The following is a 20,012-nucleotide window of genomic DNA, read 5'->3' on the forward strand; positions in this document are numbered from 1 at the left end:
GGGTGGCTGAAAAAGCGATCACCGGGGCAAGTGCCCAAATTGAAGATCAATATGTAACTGCAGTAATTGTTACCCATGACGGTGCCACCTGGCTAAGTGAGGTTGTTGCCTCCTTATCTTCGCAAAAGCACCCGGTAGATGAAATTATCGCGGTCGATACCGGTTCGATTGATGGCTCAGCTAAATTATTAAGTAACGCTGGAATTCAAGTAATAAAAAAATCTCGTAGTACTGGATTTGGCGCAGCTGTCGCTGCTGCGGTTAGACAACTTCCAACTATGAAAAAAAATAGCCAAGAACAAGAGTGGTTATGGATTTTGCATGATGATTCTGCGCCGGATCGATATGCACTAGCAAAATTATTAGCAGCCGCGATTGCAAGACCACAGGTTGCCGTCGCCGGTCCAAAAATATTAGGTTGGTATGACCGCAAACATATTTTAGAGGTTGGCATAAGCATTACTGAGAATGGCAGTCGCTGGACCGGGTTGGAGGAGCGCGAACATGATCAAGGTCAACATGATGAGATTAATGAGGTGTTGGCGGTAAGCACCGCAGGAATGTTAGTAAAGCGCTCGCTGTTTGAGACGTTGGGTGGATTTGACCCCAGCTTAGAATTATTTAGAGATGATGTTGATTTTGGCTGGCGCACTCACATAGCTGGTTACTCAGTAATTTGTGTAGGAGATGCAATTCTTTATCACGCAGAGGCGGCCTCCTCTGAACGGCGCACGGTTGATGTGAAAGATGCGATTTTGCATCGTCCCTTACTGTTGGATCGGCGCAATGCTGCATTTGTCTTACTCGCCAACTCAAGTTGGTGGATTCTTCCGTGGGTGGTGGTTCAGCTTCTTTTCACCTCATTGGGTAGATCGCTAATTTACTTACTTGCAAAACTTCCTGGCTATGCGGCCGATGAAATTGCTGCGGTCGGACTTTTGATTTTCAAGCCAGCAGATTTAATTAAATCTAGAAGATATCGAAGATCAAATCGAGTATTAACCGCTCGAGTGATCAAACCTTTTATCCCGGCACGGGCAGTTCAGATAAGAAGTATTTTTGAGAGAATTTCTTCCGCACTAGTTAATGCTTTCAAACCAAACAGAGGTGAAGGTGAGATTACAAGAGCAAAGAGCTACTCTGATATTGGTGTCATCGATGAAAGTTTTGATGAAATTGATTATGTTCAAACAAAAAGTTTTGGCAAGATTAGAGCCTTAGTAAAGCAGCCCTTATTATTTGGAGTATTACTAACATTATTTATTAGCATTTTTTACTCACGAAATAGATTAGGTTCACTCTCTGGTGGTGCCCTAGCAGTATCACCTGCCAGTGCTTATGAATTAATTAATTCCTATTTCAACTCTTGGCATCAAATAGGGCTGGGCAGCAGTGCCGCTGTTCCATTATGGGTGCCGATAATTGGTCTTGCTTCATTTATTACTGCTGCCAACCCCCAAAGCTTTATTACTGCGCTGTTTTTTCTAGCTCCAACGCTGCTGTTTATTTTAAGTTATCGCTCCGCTCGAAATTATGCTTTAAGCAAGTACTTCAGTGTATTTCTAGGATTTATCTACGCACTCTCACCAGTGGTACTAACCTCAATAAATCAGGGTCGACTTGGCACAATTGTGGTTGCCTTGTTACTGCCAGCCATAATTACTTTATTGGGCAGATACCAAGGATTATTGAAAATTTCATGGCGCAAGATATTCTCTATTACCCTGTTAGCAGCGGTTGCCGCCGCCTTTTCGCCATTATTCCTACTTGGCTGGATTTGCTTTCACTTTGCAGTTGGTATCAATCATTACTTTACTTCAACAAATTGGCGGGCGATTCAGTGGCAAGTGATTCTTAAGAATCTAGATACCGAGGAGTTTAAAAAGCGCCTTGCCCTACTGATAACCCCAGTACTAATTAATGTTCCCCACTCGTTTAATCTAATTATGCATCCTATTAAAGCGCTTAGGGAGCCAGGATTATCAATTGAATCTGGTAATCAAGTATCAGTCTTATTATTTAATCCAGGCGGCTTGGGATCCCCAGGTTTGTTAATTTTGGCACCATTTATGCTGTTCTTGCTAGTGGGGGTAATTTCATACGATCAACGAAAAATTGCCTCATTCGCGGTTGTAGTTATTGCTGTTGCTGCAACATTTAGTTCTTATTACATTGCAGGCAACAGCAGTGGTGCAGAGAGAATTTGGAGTGGTCCATTAATTGTTTTTGCCCAACTGCTCTGCCTGCTTGCTTTTTTTGCAGTGGTAGAGCGGTTACTGCCTCAGCTGCGCCGGAGTAATTTTGGTTTCAAACATATAGCCACTGTTTTGACCACCATAATTACCGTGATTTCCATGGCCTCAATATCAGTGTGGGCCGCCACCGCTGGTGCTAACTCTTTGGTGCGCTCAAATCAAGAGCAGATAGTGCCTGCATTTATAACTGATTTGGCAAGCACAACTGAACAACCAAAGACGGTTGTAATCAGGAAAACCAGCAATCAACTGCAATATTTCATAACCCGAGGCGGTGATCTGCAACTAGGTGATGCAGATATCGCAAGTGAAACTCCTGCACTTGTGCACAAAGGGATTGTTGATTTAGTAAATGGTGTGGGCGCTGCTAGCAGCCAAGTGCTGGGAGCTTATGGCGTGCAATACCTGTTTATGAAAAACCCAGCCGATCCAGCTTTGGTGCGCACCATTGATGGGATTGGTGGGTATACCCGCAGCTCTGCCACAAAGGATGGAGTGGTGTGGAAAGTTAATGACTCTAATGCCAGAGTTACTTTCCAAAACCCGCAAGGCAAAAATTTTCCAATCAGCCTCTCGGATGGGAAATCGCTGGGCTATGTCACAGGTCCTGGACAAATTTTATTGGCTGAAAAATATGACAGAGCTTGGCAGTTAATATTAAATGGGAAAAAGATTCCAGTTGAACAAAATCAGTTTGGTATACCAGTATTTAAAGTCGCTGAAGCTGGTGATTTTTCCTTAATCCATAATGGCGAGTATCGAAATGCCTGGATATCAATGCAGATGATTGCGCTGATTGCCACAATAGTTTTGGCACTACCTGCTGGGCGAAGGCGCAGTGAAGTTCCCCTTGAGGAGTTGGTATGAAAATAAGCCAATTTAGATGGAAAATTCTGACAATTCCTTTAGTACTTATCTGCTTAGCGGGTATTTCCTACTTTGCGCCTTCACAAATTGAGCAGGTGAAATTAACCAGCACCTATCCAGCGACTGTTTGCCCAGCAATTGGCAACAAAGTATCTTCAATCGCCGCTCTGGTGAATTCAAAAATTAATCGCAGATTAATTGATGGCAAAAGTAAACGGCTTAATCCTGGTAAAAGTAGTGTGATTCCATTAGTAAGTGAAGCTGTCTTAGTGGAGGGCAATTCTGGAACTGCGCTAACTTTCGCCAATAGTAGTTGGAAAGCGGTAGTGCCATGTTCAATTAGCAATGGTGAGCAATGGTTTGCTGGTGGATCTGGCGCACTTACAAGTAAATCATTTTTATATATTACAAATAGTGGCTTCAGTGAATCATCGGTTGATATCGAGATATTTACTCCAACTGGCCCGATTGAGCCAAAGAGTGTTGTGATTGCTCAGGATTCAACTAAAAAAATATCTGTGGATTCGATGATCCCAGGTGAAGAAGTAATAATGATGGCCGTAAAAACTAAATCAGGGCGCGTTAGTTCTTTTTTATTTGATGAAAGAAAAAAAGGGCTTAAATCTTTAGGTGCTGATTTTGTAGCGCCAGTAGCCGCAGCAAGTAAGCAGGTAAAGATCTCTGCCATCTCTGGCTTTACTGGAAAATTGATTACTTCTAAAAATTTGGTAACTCATACCTTGCGCTTACTAGTACCCGCCTCAATCGATGCAAATGTTGCAGTCACCATAAATTCAAATGATGGAAACTTTGTACCGCTAGGACTTTCTGAGTTGGATGTAAAGGGGCAAAAAGTTTTAGATATCCCGTTGACCTTTGCACCAACAAATCAACCATTTTCAGTAATTATCGATTCTGATCAACCCATTTTAGCTTCGGTGTTAAGTACCTTTACCTATGGCAAGAGTTTTGAAATTGCCTGGGCAACAGCTGCTGATCCGCTAAGTAAGTGGAGCGTAAACCTCACGGGCTCCAAACCCATACTTAGTTTTGTCGGCGATCAAATAAGTGTCGAAGTATCAGCAACAGGTGTAAATGGAAAGAAAATTCAACAACAATTAACTGGATCAAATTTTTTGACCTGGTCAGCCCCAGTTGGTCTAAATAGATTGCAAATTACCGCAAAGAGTAAGGGAATTAGCGGGGGTGTCATTTTGTTACCAGCAGATGGCGGTATCGGTAGCAGCTACATTCCAATGAATAATGGCGCAAATTTAGAAACAGCAGCCGAGCCAATCGCCGATGCAAAAGTAATAAGTCGGGGCTAAATCCCAACATTTTCACCATACTCGTATTAACCTGTTCATATGCGAAAGTCGAATTCACGTAGATGCTCACGAGCTAGTTGCACTAATGCTGCAATAAAGACTCTTACTTACATCTACTCTGACTCAACTGCAGTATTAGGGCCGCTATCAACCTATGCCGAGCCACACAATTATGATCTTTGCTCACTGCACAGCGAACGGTTAACAGTTCCAGTTGGTTGGAGTGTAATTAAAGAGGAGATTATTGATCACAACACTGGGCCATCTGAGGAAGATTTAATGGCGATTGCTAACGCAGTTCGTGAAGTAGCAAATACCGAAACAGGCGGGAAAACAATGCAGCCAGAGCTAGGTCGTCGAGGCCATCTGCGCGTGCTGCCGTCAAACTAATTTTTAAAATCCTTAATTAACCTCTAAGTTAAGAGCATTATGTTAGAGAAAATTATCAAGGCCTATGACATTAGAGGCTTGGTAAAAAATGAAATTACACCTGACTTTTCATTCTCACTCGGTGTTGCCTTTGCTAAATTTCTAGAGATTGAAAGAGAGCCAGCCACAATTGTGGTCGGTGAGGATATGCGCCCTTCATCTGCGCCACTTGCAGCAGCTTTTTCTGATGGTGCCACCAGTCAAGGCATGGATGTAATTCGAATTGGTTTAGCCTCTACCGACATGTTGTATTTTGCCTCTGGCAAATTAAATTTACCGGGAATTATGTTTACTGCCAGTCACAACCCTGCAAAATATAACGGCATGAAGCTTTGTAAAAGTGGGGCCAGACCAATTGGACAAGAGTCGGGATTATTGAAGATACGTCAATTCATCGAAGATGGTGTGCCAATCTCAAATCGACCAGTCGGCTCAGTGCGAAATCAAGATTTACTAAGTGAGTATGTGGAGTATTTACTCGCCAGATTCCCTAAAAAAACTTTCAAAAAACGTAAATTAAAAGTTGTCATTGACGCTGGAAATGGCATGGCTGGCTTTACCGCTCCAGCGGTGATGAAGCATCTAAATATTGATTTAGTTCCCATGTATTTTGAATTAGATGGTAATTTTCCGAATCACGAAGCAAATCCAATTGAGTCTGACAACCTTAAGGATCTGCAAAAGAAAGTGAAAAAAGAGAAGGCTGATATTGGGCTGGCTTTTGATGGGGATGCTGACCGATGTTTTTTAATTGATGAAAAAGGAGATTTAGTAAATCCATCTGCTCTAACCGCTCTAATTGCTGCTCGCGAACTGAAATCAAAGCCCGGTTCCACCATTATCTACAACCTAATCTCCTCAAAAGCGGTGGCTGAGGTTATTGCTGAAAACGGAGGCGTAGCTCTACGCAGTCGGGTTGGCCACTCATATATCAAAAGTTTAATGGCTGAGTCAGGGGCAATATTTGGTGGCGAACACTCAGGTCACTTTTACTTTGCAGATTTTTGGCGTGCAGATTCTGGCATGTTAGCCGCGCTTTACGCCTTAGCTGAGTTGATGGAGAGCAGCAAGCCGTTATCTAATTTGCTACAGCCATACAACCGATATTTTTCAAGTGGTGAGATCAATAGCAAAGTAAAGGATGTTGCCAAATCTATTAAGGCGGTGCGGGCAGAATATCAAGACAAATATCAACTTGATGAGTTAGATGGCCTAACTGTTACCGCCGATACTTGGTGGTTTAATCTTCGACCATCTAATACTGAGCCATTGCTCAGGCTAAATGTTGAGGCTAATACCGAAAAAGAGATGGCAAGCATCACAGATACTGTTTTAGCATTGCTTTAAAGGTGATAAAACAACCGCTCTCAGGGTATCTTTATCCCCTAACGCCAATGTAAAAGCCAACATTTTATTAGTTCGAATCCATAGGAGAGTAAATGAGCACCACCACTGCGATTAAAAACGATATTGCTAATCCTGCCTTAGCTGGCGAAGGCAAAAAGCGAATTGAATGGGCTGCGAGAAACATGCCGGTGTTGGCACAAATTAAAGAGCGTTTTGCAAAAGAGAAACCTTTTTCAGGGATTCGTATTGCTGCCTGTATGCATGTTACGACTGAGACCGCAAACTTAATGTTGGCGTTAAAGGCCGGTGGAGCAGACCTAGCACTCTGTGCATCAAATCCACTTTCAACTCAGGATGACACTGCAGCAGCTTTGGTGCATGAGTATGGAATTTCTGTCTTTGCACGAAATGCAGTTGATCGAGATGGTTACTATCAGCATTTAAACTCTGCATTAGATATAAAACCACAATTAGTATTTGATGATGGCTGTGATTTAGTAAATGTTTTACACACCACCCGAACCGAATTAATCGACGGTGTTATGGCTGGATGTGAAGAGACCACTACTGGTGTTATTCGATTAAGTCAGATGGCGAAAGACGGCGCCCTTAAATTTCCTATGATTGCCGTAAATGACACTGATACTAAGCACATGTTTGATAATAGATACGGCACTGGCCAATCAACCCTTGATGCAATATTCCGTGCTACAAACACATTAGTTGCTGGAAAAATAGTGGTAGTTGCTGGTTTTGGTTATTGCGGTAAAGGAGTTGCCGAACGTGCTAAAGGAATGGGCGCTGAGGTGATTGTGACTGAGATTGATCCCACCAAAGCATTGGATGCGCTGATGCAAGGATTTAGGGTAATGCCGATGACAAAAGCTGCTGCGATTGGCGATATTTTCATTACCGTAACTGGAAATCGTGATGTTTTACGTGATGAGCATTTCAAGCAAATGAAAGATGGTGCAATTCTCGCCAACTCTGGCCACTTTGATATTGAAATTGATGTGGCGTGGTTAGAGAAGAATGCACAGAGTAAAAACTCGAAGATGCGCCATCAGACTGATGAGTTTGTAATGGCAGATGGCCGCCGGATACTACTTATTGCCGAAGGCAGACTTGCCAACTTAGGCGCAGCTGAAGGGCACCCTGCCTCAGTTATGGATATGTCATTTTCTGATCAAGCATTAACCGCTGAATGGTTATTGAAATCTGGCAAAGGTTTAGCAGCCGGATTGCATAATGTGCCGGTTTCTATTGATAAGGATGTAGCACGACTTAAGTTAGAGAGTATGGGTTCAGCACTTGATGTTCTTACGCCAGCCCAAGAGCTCTACTTAAACTCCTGGGAACACGGCTCTTAAATGCCATTAGTCATGGTCGTTGATGACGACCAAGACTTAGCAGAGATGCTTAGCATCGTCTTAACCTCTGCAGGTATGGAGGTTGATTTAGTAAATCGCGGGGATCAAGTGATGGATTTATTTAATTCAAATCCACCTGATTTAGTTTTATTAGATCTTATGTTACCTGGAATTGATGGCATACAGGTATGCAAAATTATTAGAGAAACTTCGATGGTGCCAATAGTAATGCTTACCGCAAAAGATGATACCCATGATGTGGTTCTTGGACTTGAAGCTGGCGCCGATGATTACATCGTTAAACCATTTAAACAGCAAGAGTTGGTAGCACGAATTAACACCAGACTCAGAAGAGTTACCAAGATTGGCACACTTGCAATTGGTGATCTAGTAATTGATCAAATGGAACACAAGGTATTAAAAAGTGGCAGAGAAATTCCGCTTACACGGTTGGAGTTTGATTTACTAGCCACATTAGCCAAAGAACCAGGCAGAGTCTTTACCCGCGAAGCATTATTGAGTGAGGTTTGGGGCTATCAGCACGCAGCTGATACTCGTTTGGTTAACGTGCATGTCCAGCGATTGCGCTCTAAAATTGAATCAGATGCTGATAATCCTGAGTATGTATTAACTGTTCGGGGTGTTGGCTATAAGGCGGGGGCGGCTAGAGTTTAGCCATGTTCAGCACCAAAATTAAGATTAGGAAATCCCTAAGCCTTAAGGTGCTGCTGACAAGTATTGCTTTTTCGATATTGATTGCAACAGTTATTGGTGTATCAATACATAACCGAGTGGCAACAACGATTATTAATGAGAAGATCTCTATTTCAAAGATAGAAACTGCAAACGCGCTTTATTTGGCGCAAGGACATTTCAATCTTGCAAGATTTCAAAATGATGCAGGCCTAAAAAAGGTAGTTCAAGAGTTCATCACCTCTTCTCGAGAGGATGGCTCACTGTCTGGCCGGGAAACGGTAATTTTGCCGGTGGTTAAGGGCAATAGTAAGCAAAATATTTATCAAACAGTTCCAACATTATTGGTGCTTGATTCAATTCCAGAAAGCTTCCGTGAGCAGGTTAAGAAAGCTGACGAGGTCTTGGAAAAGCGGGTGATGATTCGCTACTCAGATGGAAAAGAGTTTCCAGGATTTTTAATTGGAGGCAAATTAAATATTCCCCGTACTGGAGTTTATGAAATTTATTACCTCTTCAAATTAGATGCGCAGTATCAGAGCATTTCTAGCATCACCTGGAATTTACTAGGTGCAGGCTTATTACTGGTGATACTTATCGGACTCAGTACTCAGTTTGTAATCCGGCAAGTTGTTTCACCGGTGCAGCAAGCCGCAGCAGTGGCTGCGAAATTCACTCACGGTGATCTGACTAGTCGAATGAGTGTTTCTAGTGATGATGAGTTAGCGACTTTAGGTAAATCCTTTAATGAAATGGCAGTGTCAATTCAACAACAAATTATTCGACTAGAGAATTTATCCATGTTACAACAGCGATTTGTCTCTGATGTGTCACATGAGCTGCGTACACCACTAACAACTTTACGGATGGCGGCTGAAGTAATATTTGAACAAAAAGGAAGTTTTGATCCAAATATTGCTAGAAGTAGTGAGTTATTAATTAACCAAATTGATCGGTTTGAATTACTACTTTCAGATTTACTGGAGGTGAGCAGATTTGATGCCGAGGCGGCAGCGCTAGGTGTTGTAACTTTTGATATTTGTGCATTAACCAAACAGACAGTGGATTTCCTGCATCCAAGTAAAGCAGCACTTTTCCAGGTAATCGCACCAGTTGGGCCAATTCAAATTGAGGCAGATCCGCGACGAATTGAAAGAATTCTTCGTAACCTTGTAACCAATGCAGTTGATCATGGCGAGGGCCGCAGGGTTAAGGTAACAATTGCAGAAAGTGATAAAGAGGTGGCGATAGGTGTAAGAGATTATGGATTAGGTTTTAATGAGGAGGATGCACCTTATCTATTTGATCGGTTTTGGCGGGCAGATCCATCTAGAGCTCGAACAAGTGGTGGAACTGGATTAGGTTTATCAATCGCGCTTGAAGATGCCAAATTACACCAGGGACAGTTACTTGCCTGGGGAAAGCCAAATCAAGGTGCTCACTTTGTGTTGACTATTCCTAAACGCCATGGTGATTCAGTGCAATCTTTCCCAATCACACTCACGCCAGATGATTTACTATTAACAGATAATAGAGTTTAGAGAATAAATCAAACCTATCCTGTTATAACAGGGCAGTGATAAAAACTTTAGCTGCGTTAAAAGAACTTGTATATCCCACTACCTGCGCAGGCTGTAATTTACTTGGCACTCAGTTATGTAACAGTTGTAGTGAAACCTGGTTTACACCCCCTAAATTAAATTACTTGGGTGAGAGTAAACTTTATTTTGTTGCCAACTACAATCCACAATCTGCCAGGATTATTTTAGCTGCCAAAGAAGATGGTAATGTATTTTGCATAAATCTACTGGCACGCTGTATAGCCAGATCAATAATTTTTGCGCTATCAGAATCTTTTATTGCCCAGCCAGTAGCAATTATTACTATTCCATCCTCACCTGCAGCAATTCGAAGGCGGGGCAGAGATCACATAAGTCAGGTGGCTAAGCAGGTTGTAAAGAATCTTGCAGTAGAAAATATCCCCGCCACTTATTCACCTGTTATTTATCTTTCTAAAAACATAAAAGATCAAAGTAAATTAAATAGCCGCCAACGCACCCAAAATCTAAGTGGTGCTTTCAGCGTTAAAAACTGCGAGATTCCGAGCGGTGATCTCTTCTTGATTGATGACCTTGTAACCACAGGCGCATCCATCCAAGAGGGGGCTAGGGCCTTGGCCAATGCGAAAATCGGTATCACCGCCGTTATTACCGCGTGTGCGGTGGGGCGTAATTCTCTAATACGATAAGCCACTACCGAATTTCACCAATAATATTTAAGAGGCCAGCGGAGGATCTTTGTGGGTTTATTAGACAAGGTTTTACGAGCTGGTGAGGGTAAGGCGGTTAAGCGCCTAGTAAAGATTTCGCAAGAGGTAAATAAATTTGAGAGTGAAATCTCTGCTTTAGATGATCAATCGTTAAGAAGTAAAACTGATAAATTCAAAGAGCGCTATAACAATGGTGAAAGTTTGGATTCCATACTGCCTGAGGCGTTTGCAGTTGTCAGGGAGGCGGCAAAACGTACTCTTGGTCAACGTCATTACGACGTTCAATTAATGGGTGGCGCCGCACTTCATCGAGGAAATATCGCTGAGATGCGCACTGGCGAAGGTAAAACTCTGGTTTCAACCTTGCCAGCATACTTAAACGCATTGACTGGTAAAGGTGTGCACATTGTTACTGTTAATGATTATTTAGCAGAGCGTGATAGTGAATGGATGGGTCGAGTACATCGTTTTCTTGGACTTAAAGTTGGTGTAATTCTGGCAAGCATGTCCCCAACTGAAAGACGTGAAGCCTATGCAGCAGATATCACCTATGGAACAAATAATGAATTTGGTTTTGATTATCTCCGTGACAACATGGCATGGTCACTATCCGATTGTGTGCAACGAGACCACAACTTTGCGATCGTAGATGAGGTTGACTCTATTTTGATTGACGAGGCAAGAACACCATTAATTATCTCTGGCCCGGCAGATAAGGCAACTAAGTGGTATGTGGAGTTTGCAAATATTGTTTCAAAACTAACCCTGGATCAGCATTATGAAGTTGATGTTAAAAAGCGCACTGTTGGCATTTTAGAGGAGGGTGTAACCAGGGTTGAAGAGGCGTTAAAGATTGAAAATCTCTATGAAGCAGCCAATACGCCAATGATTGGTTACTTAAATAATGCAATTCGAGCAAAAGAATTATTTAAGCGAGATAAAGATTATGTAGTTATGAATGGCGATTTATTGATTGTTGATGAGCACACTGGCCGGATGTTGGCCGGGCGTAGGTATAGCGAGGGTCTACACCAAGCTTTGGAGGCAAAAGAGCGAATTGAGATCCAGGACGAGAATCAAACCCTGGCAACAATCACCCTGCAGAATTACTTCCGCCTCTATAAAAAGCTCAGCGGCATGACTGGTACTGCGATGACTGAAGCATCTGAATTTATGCAGATCTATAAGCTAGGTGTTATCCCGATTCCAACCAATAAAAATATGGTCAGAATTGATCAATCAGATCTTATTTACAAATCAGAGGCTGGAAAATTTGCCGCTGTTGCAAACGACATCGTGGATAGAAATAAGAAAGGTCAACCAGTATTGGTTGGCACAGTAAGTGTTGAAAAATCTGAGGAGTTATCCGCGGTATTAAAGAAGAATGGCATCGCGCATGAAGTTCTTAACGCCAAACAACATGAGCGCGAGGCGGCGATTATTGCTAGAGCTGGCACCATTGGCGCAGTCACGGTTGCTACCAATATGGCCGGTCGTGGAACTGACATCATGCTGGGTGGTAATCCAGAGTTCATGGCAGATTTTGAATTACAACGCAAAGGATTAAATCCAGTTGATTCACCTGAGGAGTATGAAAAAGCTTGGCCAAGTGAGATTGAAAAACAAAAAGCTGCTGTGGCAAAAGAGCATGAAACTGTGGTCGCTCTAGGTGGACTTTATGTGCTTGGTACTGAGCGCCACGAATCAAGGCGAATTGATAATCAGCTAAGAGGTCGCTCCGGTCGGCAAGGTGATCCAGGTGAATCAAGATTTTATCTATCTCTACAAGATGATTTGATGCGCAGGTTTAATTCTGGCTTAGTCGAAAGATTTTTAGGTGCAGCAGGTATGCCGGAGGAGACACCGCTTGAGTCAAAGATAGTAAGCAATGCAATTAAATCAGCGCAAACTCAGGTTGAATCTTTAAACTTTGAAATGCGTAAAAATGTATTGAAGTATGACGATGTTATGAACAAACAACGTGAGGTTGTCTACTCCGAGCGTCGTGAGGTGCTTGAGGGTGTTGATATTAAGGAGCTAGTTGAGGTTTCGCTAGAGGAGACAATTACTGCATATGTTAACTCGGCGACGGCAAATGGAGTGGCAGAGGAGTGGGATTTAAATACTTTATGGAGTGCGCTTAAAGTTCTTTATCCAATCTCCTTCACCGCCGAGGAATTACTGGCAGAGATCGGTGGTGCAGTAGCACTTGATAGTGAGTTCTTATTGGAAAGAATTTTGCAAGACTCCAGGGTTGCTTATGAAAAGCGGGAGAGTGAATTAACTCCAGTTGTCATGCGAGAATTAGAGCGAAAAATCTTGCTTTCCGTCTTAGATCGCAAATGGCGCGAGCACCTTTATGAGATGGATTATTTGCAAGAAGGTATTGGCTTACGTGCCATGGCACAACGTGATCCATTAGTTGAGTATCAAAAAGAGGGATTTGACCTATTCACCGCGATGATGGATGCAATAAAGGAAGAATTAGTTAGTTTTGTATTTCATGTTGAGGTACAGGTAGAAGGTAGTGAGGTTGGCGCTAAAGGTTTAACCCCGGCACCAGCACCTGCTGCAGCATTGCAATATTCAGCCGCAGATGTGGAGCCAACAAACTCTGGTGGAACATCTAAAAATGCGCCTTGTCCATGTGGCTCTGGAAAGAAATACAAACGATGCCATGGAGCTGCTTAAAGTAAGTTTAGATCAGTACAAATCCAACGCTTATCAACACCTTCAAATCTTAAGGTCAATGAGCGAACTCGGTCTTGAACTCGTAAGGTCACCACTACCTCTATCACACCTTCAATTGGCTGATTTGTGTAAAGCTTTCTAATTTGGCATTTTTGGTTTAAATGCTTACCTTCTTCGATAATTTTATTTATAACAGAGCGATGGCAGTTTCGTGATAGTTGGAGTGCAGATCTGCGGCCAGACCAAACTTCAATAACTGCAATTACAAAATTCTCACTCCATTGGAATAAATCTGGTAGTTCTGCCAAGGATGAGGGGATTGGTGAGAACTTCGGGTGGGAGAGCTCGTTGCCAAACTCTTTATCAGTTGTTGGTACTAGGTATAACTTCTTCGTTTGATTAGGTACCTCCTGTGGCAGTGATTGAGTAATTGTCATACTGCAACTCTGCAAGGATTGATTGATCAGCAGATCATCCGAAGGGATGAGTTATTCCATGCCCAACTTTGCTAAATAGTACTTATGCAAATGGCTAAGTTAGATTTCCTAAAAAATTCAAGATTGGCGATGGGGCTGGCACTATTAATAATTGCTTTGTCTGCAGCCAGTTTGATATCAAAAGAAGCAAATAGAACCGTTTTGGTCTGGGCTAGTGTTGGCGAACTTGCGCCAGGTCAGATAATTACCCCAACAGACATCATCCCGGCTTCGGTGTTACTCGCTCAATCTGCAAAAAACTACTTTTCATCAGCTGCACAAATTGTTGGTGCAACTGTAATTTCAAGGATTTCCACCGGAGATTTAATTCCAGTGGCCGCGATCAGTAATGAGGTTGATTCAACAGATAAGCGGCTGGTGCCACTATCGGTTGAAATCACCGATCTACCAATTGCATTAGTACGTGGTGATGTCATTGATATTTATGCAATCCCAAAAAGAGACTCTAAATCTATAATTACCCCAGAATTATTAGCTGCTGGTGTATCAGTTGAACAGGTGTTGGAGCGCAGCAATTCAGGTTCGGTGAGTGTATTAGTAATCTTAAATAGCGACCAGGTCATATCAGCCTTAAATCTAATTACCGATAGCAGGTTGATTATTGTCCGAAGCTTCTAAAGTAAATCTCAACCTAGTAACTGCAATCAGCAGCAGTGACCAGGAGGAAAAAGTTGCCGCCTTACTTTTTTCCCAAGGCTGCAACATTATTTATCGCGCCTTAAATCTGTCGCTGCTATCAAAATTTCTCCCCACATCCCAGTTAAATCTAACAATTGTATATAGTAAAGATTTTTGTGAAGTCGGTGAGTTAAATTCTATAATCAGTAAGTATAAACAGCACAGGTTTATCGCACTTGACGAAAAAAATGAACAAACAGAATTAATGAATGCCTTATCTCAAATTAATCGACCACCTCTTATTCATGCGATAGAAAAACTTGTAAATCTCACCACAGTGATTGGATCACCTGGCGCACCAGGTGTATCCACAATCGCAAATCAAATTGCGGCCCAAGTATCTGCCACAATAATTTCTGCCAGTCATCAAAATTTGCGGCCGCCGGCAAAATCTAAGGTGGTAGGTATCCAGGCACCAGAGTTGAGTAGACACCTTTCCACTGTGAAAGAGGGTGCGATAGTAATTGATGGTGGCGCCGTACTTTTCTTGACCCAAACTCTGGCAGATCGGCGAATGAATTCCCACTGGTTAAGTGAAAGTGTTGCTTGTGCCAGTAAATTAATTTACGTAACAAAGGCCGATGAGAATGGGATTTTATACTTAGCGCAGTTTTTGAAGGATTTTCAAAAGGTAATTAACCCACCGCCAATTATATTTCTACTAAATCAACAAAGGTTTGATCGAATAGGTAGGGTAATTCAAGGTAAGTTTCTAGAGTTAGTTAGCAGTTGGCCAAATATCCAAATCCCATTTGATCACGCAGCACAGCTTTCGGTAGGTTCAACAGTGAGCAAATACTCATTTTGGCGCAGTACCGCCTTTAGTAAGCAGATAGATAAAATTGGTAAACAACTTATATGACAGGGGCTCTACCATTGACCTATGGCAACCCTTGCAGAGTTGATCACTGAGAACTCTAAATTAAGCGATGTTGAAGCAGAACATCTGTCGCAACTAGTTGCTGAGTGGCGTTTACTAGCTGACTTATCCTTTGCCGATCTAATACTTTGGTTGCCAATTCGCAGGGATGAAAAATCATGGCCTGAGGGCTTTGTGGCGATTGCTCAAATCAGACCAACTACCGCTGCAACCGTCTTTAGCAACGATTTAATTGGCACCCAAATTAATTGGGGGGATAGGCCACGAATTGATCAAGCCTTATCAGATGGTGAAATTATTCGAGATGCAGAGCCAGAGTTACTTGGTGAAGTACTAATTAAAGACGAGAGCATTCCAGTAATTTTTGGTGGGAAAAGTTTGGCAGTGATATCAAGGCATCGCAATTTTAATCTAATGCGGTCGCCTTCAAAGCTTGAATTAAATTATCGCGAAATTGCTCGCAAAATGTTTCAGATGGTAGTAGATGGTAATTTTCCGATTCGTAATAGCATTTACAGCTCTGAATCTGCGCCCAGAGTTGGTGATGGATTAATTCGATTAGATACAAATGGTGTGGTGTTTTTTGCGTCGCCAAATGCAAGATCTGCTTTAAGTAGAGTTGGTTTTGAAAATGAGCTTGAGGGTAAAAACCTAGGTGAAGTTTTTAGTAACTTGAGCAAGGCAGGTAATCAACCAACAGATGAGTCTTGGCAAACTTCACTTAGCGGGAAGTTTTTGCGCAGAGTTGAGTATGAAAGTGCAGCAGCGGTAATTGATTTATTAGTGATTCCGTTGACTCAAAAAGGGGATCGAATTGGTGCGATAGTTTTACTTCACAATGTAACTGAACTGCGTAATCGTGATCGAGCATTAGTAACAAAAGATGCCACCATTAAAGAGATTCACCATCGGGTTAAGAACAACTTACAAACTGTCTCCGCGCTGCTTCGATTGCAATCACGCCGCGTCAGCGACCCGATGGCAAGTGCGGCATTAGATGAGGCGGTCAGGCGAGTTGCCTCAATCGCACTTGTCCATGAATCTTTATCCAATCAATCATCAGAGCTGCTGGAGTTCGATCAGGTTTTTGAGCAAATTGTGAAGAACGCGTTAGATCTAAATCCGCGAAAGATTAAATATAAAAAAATCGGAGATTTTGGATCTTTTGATTCCAAAACTGCCACTGCCTTATCCCTTGTAGTTACCGAGTTAATTCATAACGCAATTGAGCATGGTTTATCAAAATCTGGAGATTTGTTAACTGTTGAGATCATAAAAAATGGAAATGATTACAAAGTTTCGGTATCTGATAATGGTGTTGGCCTTCCTGATGATTTCAATATTGAAAAATCAGCAAATTTAGGATTACAAATTGCCAACACACTTACTAAAAATGAATTAAGTGGGAGTATCAGATTGGTACGTATTGATAACCTCACCAAAGGTGAGATAATTTTTAAGGTAAACTAAAAAGGGTTTTGATTCTCCATTTGTCGAGCACGGTTACGCGCCGCCCGACGTTTCATCGCACGTCTTTCATCCTCAGATAACCCACCCCAAACTCCGGCATCTTGTCCGCTTTCAAGTGCCCAAGCTAAACATGGCTCCTTGACTGGGCATCTGGCACAAATCTTTTTCGCTTCCTCAATTTGAGCTAATGCGGGACCGGTATTGCCGACGGGAAAGAAAACCTCTGGATCCTCATCGCGACAAATAGCTTGATGTCGCCAATCCATAGGGCAGCAACTCCTTCAGTGAAATAGATGGTAATAAAAGTTAACGAAAACTTAACTCCCCTATTCTCTCCTTAATCTAATTAATAAACAAGGATATTTTGCTATGAAGTGAAAATATTTCACAGATATTCATCACTTTATTTGATTATCTATGTGCCCTCGGCAGGAATCGAACCTGCGCACCCGCCTCCGGAGGGCGGTTCTCTATCCCCTGAGCTACGAGGGCGTTAATTACAAATAAGCGCAAAGGTTATCACTCTCACATTTACCCCATTTTTTATCCCTTGAAATATTTAAAGATTGCGAAGTAATTGTGATTAGGAGAGAATTAGCAGATGAGTCACACCGCATACTTTGCTACTGGTTGCTTTTGGGGAGCAGAGCGCAGATTTTGGCAATTGGCAGGAGTAATTCAAACCTCAGTTGGTTATATGGGTGGAAATAAACCAGATCCAACCTATAAAGAAGTTTGCACTGGAACAACAAATCATGCTGAGATGGTGGAAATTATTTTTGATCCAGAGGTAATTACTTATCAGAGATTACTTGCGGAATTTTGGGAGATGCATGATCCCACCTCATTAAATCAACAAGGCGGTGATATTGGCACCCAGTATCGATCTGCCATCTACACCACCTCTGATGACCAGCTAAAGCAAGCTATTGCCAGTAAGGGTATTTATCAAGCAGAGTTAGACAAAAATGGCATCGGTAAAATTGTTACCCAAATACTGCCAGCATCAGGGGTTACCTACTGGTTAGCGGAGGAGTACCACCAAAAATACTTAGCTAAGAATCCAAATGGCTATGACTGCCATTCATCAACTGGAATCAATTATCCAATGGCTGCACTTTCTTAACATGAATGAGATTACGCCAATTGATTCAAGTATCAACTCAAAGGGTGAGCCGTATAAGATCAAAATTGATGAGAGTGAATTAAAACAGCGAGTTGACTCCTTATCTTTTAATGTTTTGCGCAAGGCTGATACGGAAATGGCATTCACCGGTGAGTACACCGATACTGAAACAATTGGTGTTTACAAGTGCAAAGCCTGTGCTGCTGAACTATTTAGATCAGAGACTAAGTTTCACTCAGGTTGTGGCTGGCCATCTTTTTACGCACCAACGCAAAAAGATGCGGTCGAATTAATTGAGGATCGTTCGCTTTTTCCCCGAATTCGTACCGAGGTTAGGTGTGCAGCTTGTGGCTCACACCTTGGTCATGTTTTCACCGGTGAAGGTTATTCAGTTCCAACTGATGAAAGATGGTGTATTAATTCAGTAGCACTGGTGTTGGAAGCAAAACCATAAAAGACTAGAGTCGTCCTATGGGTCAAAAACATGAGTGGAGCAAGCTATCCACCGAATCCAAGGTAGTTGCAGCTGGCCGACCAGAAAAGAAGGCAGATGGTGAACTCAATCCACCAATCGCCTTAAACTCCACATTTCATGTTGGTGGACCAATTGGATATGCCAGATCTGGAAATCAAACTTGGAGCGCATTAGAGGAGGCAATTGAACTCCTTGAGGGTGGGAAGACATTAATTTTTGCATCTGGCATGGCGGCAATTAACGCCATTCTCTCATTACTGCCACCAGCTGGTGTAATAGTTGCGGCAAAAAATGGCTATCAAGGCACAACTACCTACTTAAAGAATTTGCATGAAAGCGGAAAATTAACCGTCAGATTTGTAGATCTAACAAATGCCGAAGAATCTATGGCAGCTATTGATGGCGCCCAAATAGTTCATTTAGAGTCACCGGTAAACCCACTACTTGATGTGGTTGATCTACCAAAGCTCATAACCTATGCCAAAGCCAAAGGATGTGGAGTGTCTGTAGACAATACTTTTGCCACACCATTGAATCAAAACCCATTAGCGATGGGGGCAGATATTGTCATTCATTCAGTTACTAAATTCTTATCTGGACACAGCGATATTTTACTCGGCTCACTAAGTACCAATGACCTAGCACTTTATAATCGTCTAGAACAATCACGAAAGTATGGCGGTGCTATTGCTGGACCATTTGAAACCTGGCTAGCACTTCGAGGCTTGCGAACATTTGCAGTAAGAATGCAGCGCTCGCAAGAAAATGCCATGATATTGGCAGAGCGATTATCAAAGGATTCAAGAATTAGCAGAGTTCGCTATCCAGGATTGCCTAGCGACCCAAACCACCTACTTGCTAAATCATTTATGAAGGGATTTGGCGCAGTGGTTTCATTTGAACCAAGAGGCAGCGCAGCACAGGTAGATTTGATGTGCGATAGCGCTAAATTGATAACTAATGCCACCTCTTTGGGCGGAGTTGAATCTATTTGGGAGCGCAGACGAAGATGGGATACAGAAAGTCATACCGTGCCAGAGAGTTTAATTCGATTCTCAGTTGGTATTGAAAATGTGGATGATATTTGGTCAGATATTGACCAGGCAATGCTTCTAGCAAAAATTAAATAATGGCAGTAATTGTTCGCGCTGCAACCACAAAAGACCTACCCGATATTTTTCGCTTCATTCATGCTTTGGCTGAGTATGAGAAAGCACCAAATGAGGTCCGCCTTTCGGTCGCAGATTTAGAGAGCTCCTTATTTGGCCAAGTGCCCGCGGTTTTTTGTCTAATTTCAGAGCAGGCAGGGCAGGTAAGTGGCTTTGCAGTTTGGCATCTAAATTACTCAACCTGGTTAGGTAAACATGGGGTGTACCTAGAGGATCTTTATGTCGATCCTAGGTTTCGAGGCGCCGGCCATGGAAAGGCGTTGCTCAGAAAACTTGCTCAGATTTGTATTGAAAAAGGGTACTCAAGGTTGCAATGGTGGGTGCTTGATTGGAATAAGAGCGCAATAGATTTTTATAAATCTATCGGGGCAGAGCCGATGGATGAGTGGACCGTCTTTAGAGTTTCTGGGAGTTCACTGGCAAAACTTGCAGAGGAAGGTAATTAGTCTTACCTTGATATAAAAAGAG

General features: G+C 42.4%; 18 protein-coding genes and 1 tRNA gene. 16 read left to right on the top strand and 3 right to left on the bottom strand.

Annotated features, from left to right (window positions below):
• The first annotated feature begins 2 nt into the window (after window positions 1-2).
• The 9 genes from B1s21160_RS01170 to secA all read left to right on the top strand — a co-directional run bounded on the left by B1s21160_RS01170 (window position 3) and on the right by secA (window position 13,249).
• Window positions 3-3,122 (top strand): glycosyltransferase family 2 protein, encoded by a 3,120-nt coding sequence (locus B1s21160_RS01170; RefSeq protein ID WP_095672059.1) that lies wholly within the window; start codon window positions 3-5, stop codon window positions 3,120-3,122.
• Window positions 3,119-4,450, top strand: coding sequence for a DUF5719 family protein (locus tag B1s21160_RS01175; protein WP_041887310.1), 1,332 nt, complete (start codon window positions 3,119-3,121; stop codon window positions 4,448-4,450). Before B1s21160_RS01170 ends, B1s21160_RS01175 begins: the two co-directional genes overlap by 4 nt.
• A 39-nt stretch (window positions 4,451-4,489) precedes the next feature.
• Window positions 4,490-4,840: a DUF3499 domain-containing protein gene (locus B1s21160_RS01180; RefSeq protein ID WP_041887309.1), complete on the top strand. Its 351-nt coding sequence runs from the start codon at window positions 4,490-4,492 to the stop codon at window positions 4,838-4,840.
• A gap of 39 nt (window positions 4,841-4,879) precedes the next feature.
• Window positions 4,880-6,226 carry a phosphomannomutase/phosphoglucomutase gene (locus tag B1s21160_RS01185; RefSeq protein WP_095672060.1) on the top strand — a complete coding sequence of 449 codons (1,347 nt, stop codon included), beginning with the start codon at window positions 4,880-4,882 and terminating at the stop codon, window positions 6,224-6,226.
• Between the two features lie 92 nt (window positions 6,227-6,318).
• Window positions 6,319-7,596 carry an adenosylhomocysteinase gene (ahcY, locus tag B1s21160_RS01190; RefSeq protein WP_095672061.1) on the top strand — a complete coding sequence of 426 codons (1,278 nt, stop codon included), beginning with the start codon at window positions 6,319-6,321 and terminating at the stop codon, window positions 7,594-7,596.
• Window positions 7,597-8,271 carry an MtrAB system response regulator MtrA gene (gene mtrA, locus B1s21160_RS01195; protein ID WP_095672062.1) on the top strand — a complete coding sequence of 225 codons (675 nt, stop codon included), beginning with the start codon at window positions 7,597-7,599 and terminating at the stop codon, window positions 8,269-8,271.
• Window positions 8,272-8,273: 2 nt separating this feature from the next.
• Complete coding sequence (gene mtrB / locus B1s21160_RS01200) at window positions 8,274-9,830, top strand: MtrAB system histidine kinase MtrB (RefSeq protein WP_095672063.1); 1,557 nt, start codon at window positions 8,274-8,276, stop codon at window positions 9,828-9,830.
• 164 nt (window positions 9,831-9,994) lie between these two features.
• Entirely contained in the window at window positions 9,995-10,537 is a 543-nt protein-coding gene (locus B1s21160_RS01205) for a ComF family protein (protein WP_095672879.1), read from the top strand.
• Window positions 10,538-10,588: 51 nt separating this feature from the next.
• Window positions 10,589-13,249 carry a preprotein translocase subunit SecA gene (secA, locus tag B1s21160_RS01210; RefSeq protein WP_095672064.1) on the top strand — a complete coding sequence of 887 codons (2,661 nt, stop codon included), beginning with the start codon at window positions 10,589-10,591 and terminating at the stop codon, window positions 13,247-13,249.
• Here the strand turns inward: secA and B1s21160_RS01215 are convergent.
• Window positions 13,246-13,686: an Rv3235 family protein gene (locus B1s21160_RS01215; protein ID WP_095672065.1), complete on the bottom strand. Its 441-nt coding sequence runs from the start codon at window positions 13,684-13,686 to the stop codon at window positions 13,246-13,248. The two genes, secA and B1s21160_RS01215, sit on opposite strands and share 4 nt — an antisense overlap.
• A gap of 90 nt (window positions 13,687-13,776) precedes the next feature.
• On the opposite strand from B1s21160_RS01215, the gene B1s21160_RS01220 reads away from it, so the two are divergent.
• Genes B1s21160_RS01220 through B1s21160_RS01230 form a run of 3 tightly spaced genes read left to right on the top strand, consistent with a single transcriptional unit; the run spans window position 13,777 to window position 16,774 of the window.
• Window positions 13,777-14,364 carry an SAF domain-containing protein gene (locus B1s21160_RS01220; protein ID WP_223297965.1) on the top strand — a complete coding sequence of 196 codons (588 nt, stop codon included), beginning with the start codon at window positions 13,777-13,779 and terminating at the stop codon, window positions 14,362-14,364.
• Window positions 14,348-15,286 carry a hypothetical protein gene (locus B1s21160_RS01225; protein ID WP_095672066.1) on the top strand — a complete coding sequence of 313 codons (939 nt, stop codon included), beginning with the start codon at window positions 14,348-14,350 and terminating at the stop codon, window positions 15,284-15,286. Before B1s21160_RS01220 ends, B1s21160_RS01225 begins: the two co-directional genes overlap by 17 nt.
• 21 nt (window positions 15,287-15,307) lie before the next feature.
• On the top strand, window positions 15,308-16,774 hold the full coding sequence (locus B1s21160_RS01230; protein WP_095672067.1) for a sensor histidine kinase: 1,467 nt from the start codon (window positions 15,308-15,310) through the stop codon (window positions 16,772-16,774).
• On the opposite strand, the gene B1s21160_RS01235 is transcribed toward B1s21160_RS01230, so the two are convergent.
• Together B1s21160_RS01235 and B1s21160_RS01240 are read right to left on the bottom strand one after the other, a co-directional pair.
• Entirely contained in the window at window positions 16,771-17,040 is a 270-nt protein-coding gene (locus B1s21160_RS01235) for a WhiB family transcriptional regulator (RefSeq protein ID WP_095672068.1), read from the bottom strand. The two genes, B1s21160_RS01230 and B1s21160_RS01235, sit on opposite strands and share 4 nt — an antisense overlap.
• A 154-nt stretch (window positions 17,041-17,194) precedes the next feature.
• A tRNA-Arg gene (locus tag B1s21160_RS01240) sits at window positions 17,195-17,266 on the bottom strand.
• 109 nt (window positions 17,267-17,375) lie between these two features.
• Between B1s21160_RS01240 and msrA the strand changes: the two genes are divergently transcribed.
• Genes msrA through B1s21160_RS01260 form a run of 4 tightly spaced genes read left to right on the top strand, consistent with a single transcriptional unit; the run spans window position 17,376 to window position 19,990 of the window.
• A complete protein-coding gene (gene msrA / locus B1s21160_RS01245; RefSeq protein WP_095672069.1) occupies window positions 17,376-17,900 on the top strand; it encodes a peptide-methionine (S)-S-oxide reductase MsrA in 525 nt (174 codons plus the stop codon).
• A 1-nt stretch (window position 17,901) separates the two neighbouring features.
• The gene (gene msrB, locus B1s21160_RS01250) at window positions 17,902-18,354 is read left to right on the top strand and encodes a peptide-methionine (R)-S-oxide reductase MsrB (RefSeq protein ID WP_095672070.1); all 453 of its coding nucleotides are present in this window, start codon (window positions 17,902-17,904) and stop codon (window positions 18,352-18,354) included.
• A 17-nt stretch (window positions 18,355-18,371) separates the two neighbouring features.
• On the top strand, window positions 18,372-19,505 hold the full coding sequence (locus B1s21160_RS01255; protein WP_095672071.1) for a trans-sulfuration enzyme family protein: 1,134 nt from the start codon (window positions 18,372-18,374) through the stop codon (window positions 19,503-19,505).
• Window positions 19,505-19,990, top strand: coding sequence for a GNAT family N-acetyltransferase (locus B1s21160_RS01260; RefSeq protein WP_095672072.1), 486 nt, complete (start codon window positions 19,505-19,507; stop codon window positions 19,988-19,990). Before B1s21160_RS01255 ends, B1s21160_RS01260 begins: the two co-directional genes overlap by 1 nt.
• The last annotated feature ends 22 nt before the right edge of the window (window positions 19,991-20,012 follow it).

The organism is Candidatus Nanopelagicus hibericus (genome assembly GCF_002288005.1).
In the GTDB taxonomy this organism is placed as follows: Bacteria; Actinomycetota; Actinomycetes; order Nanopelagicales; family Nanopelagicaceae; genus Nanopelagicus; species Nanopelagicus hibericus.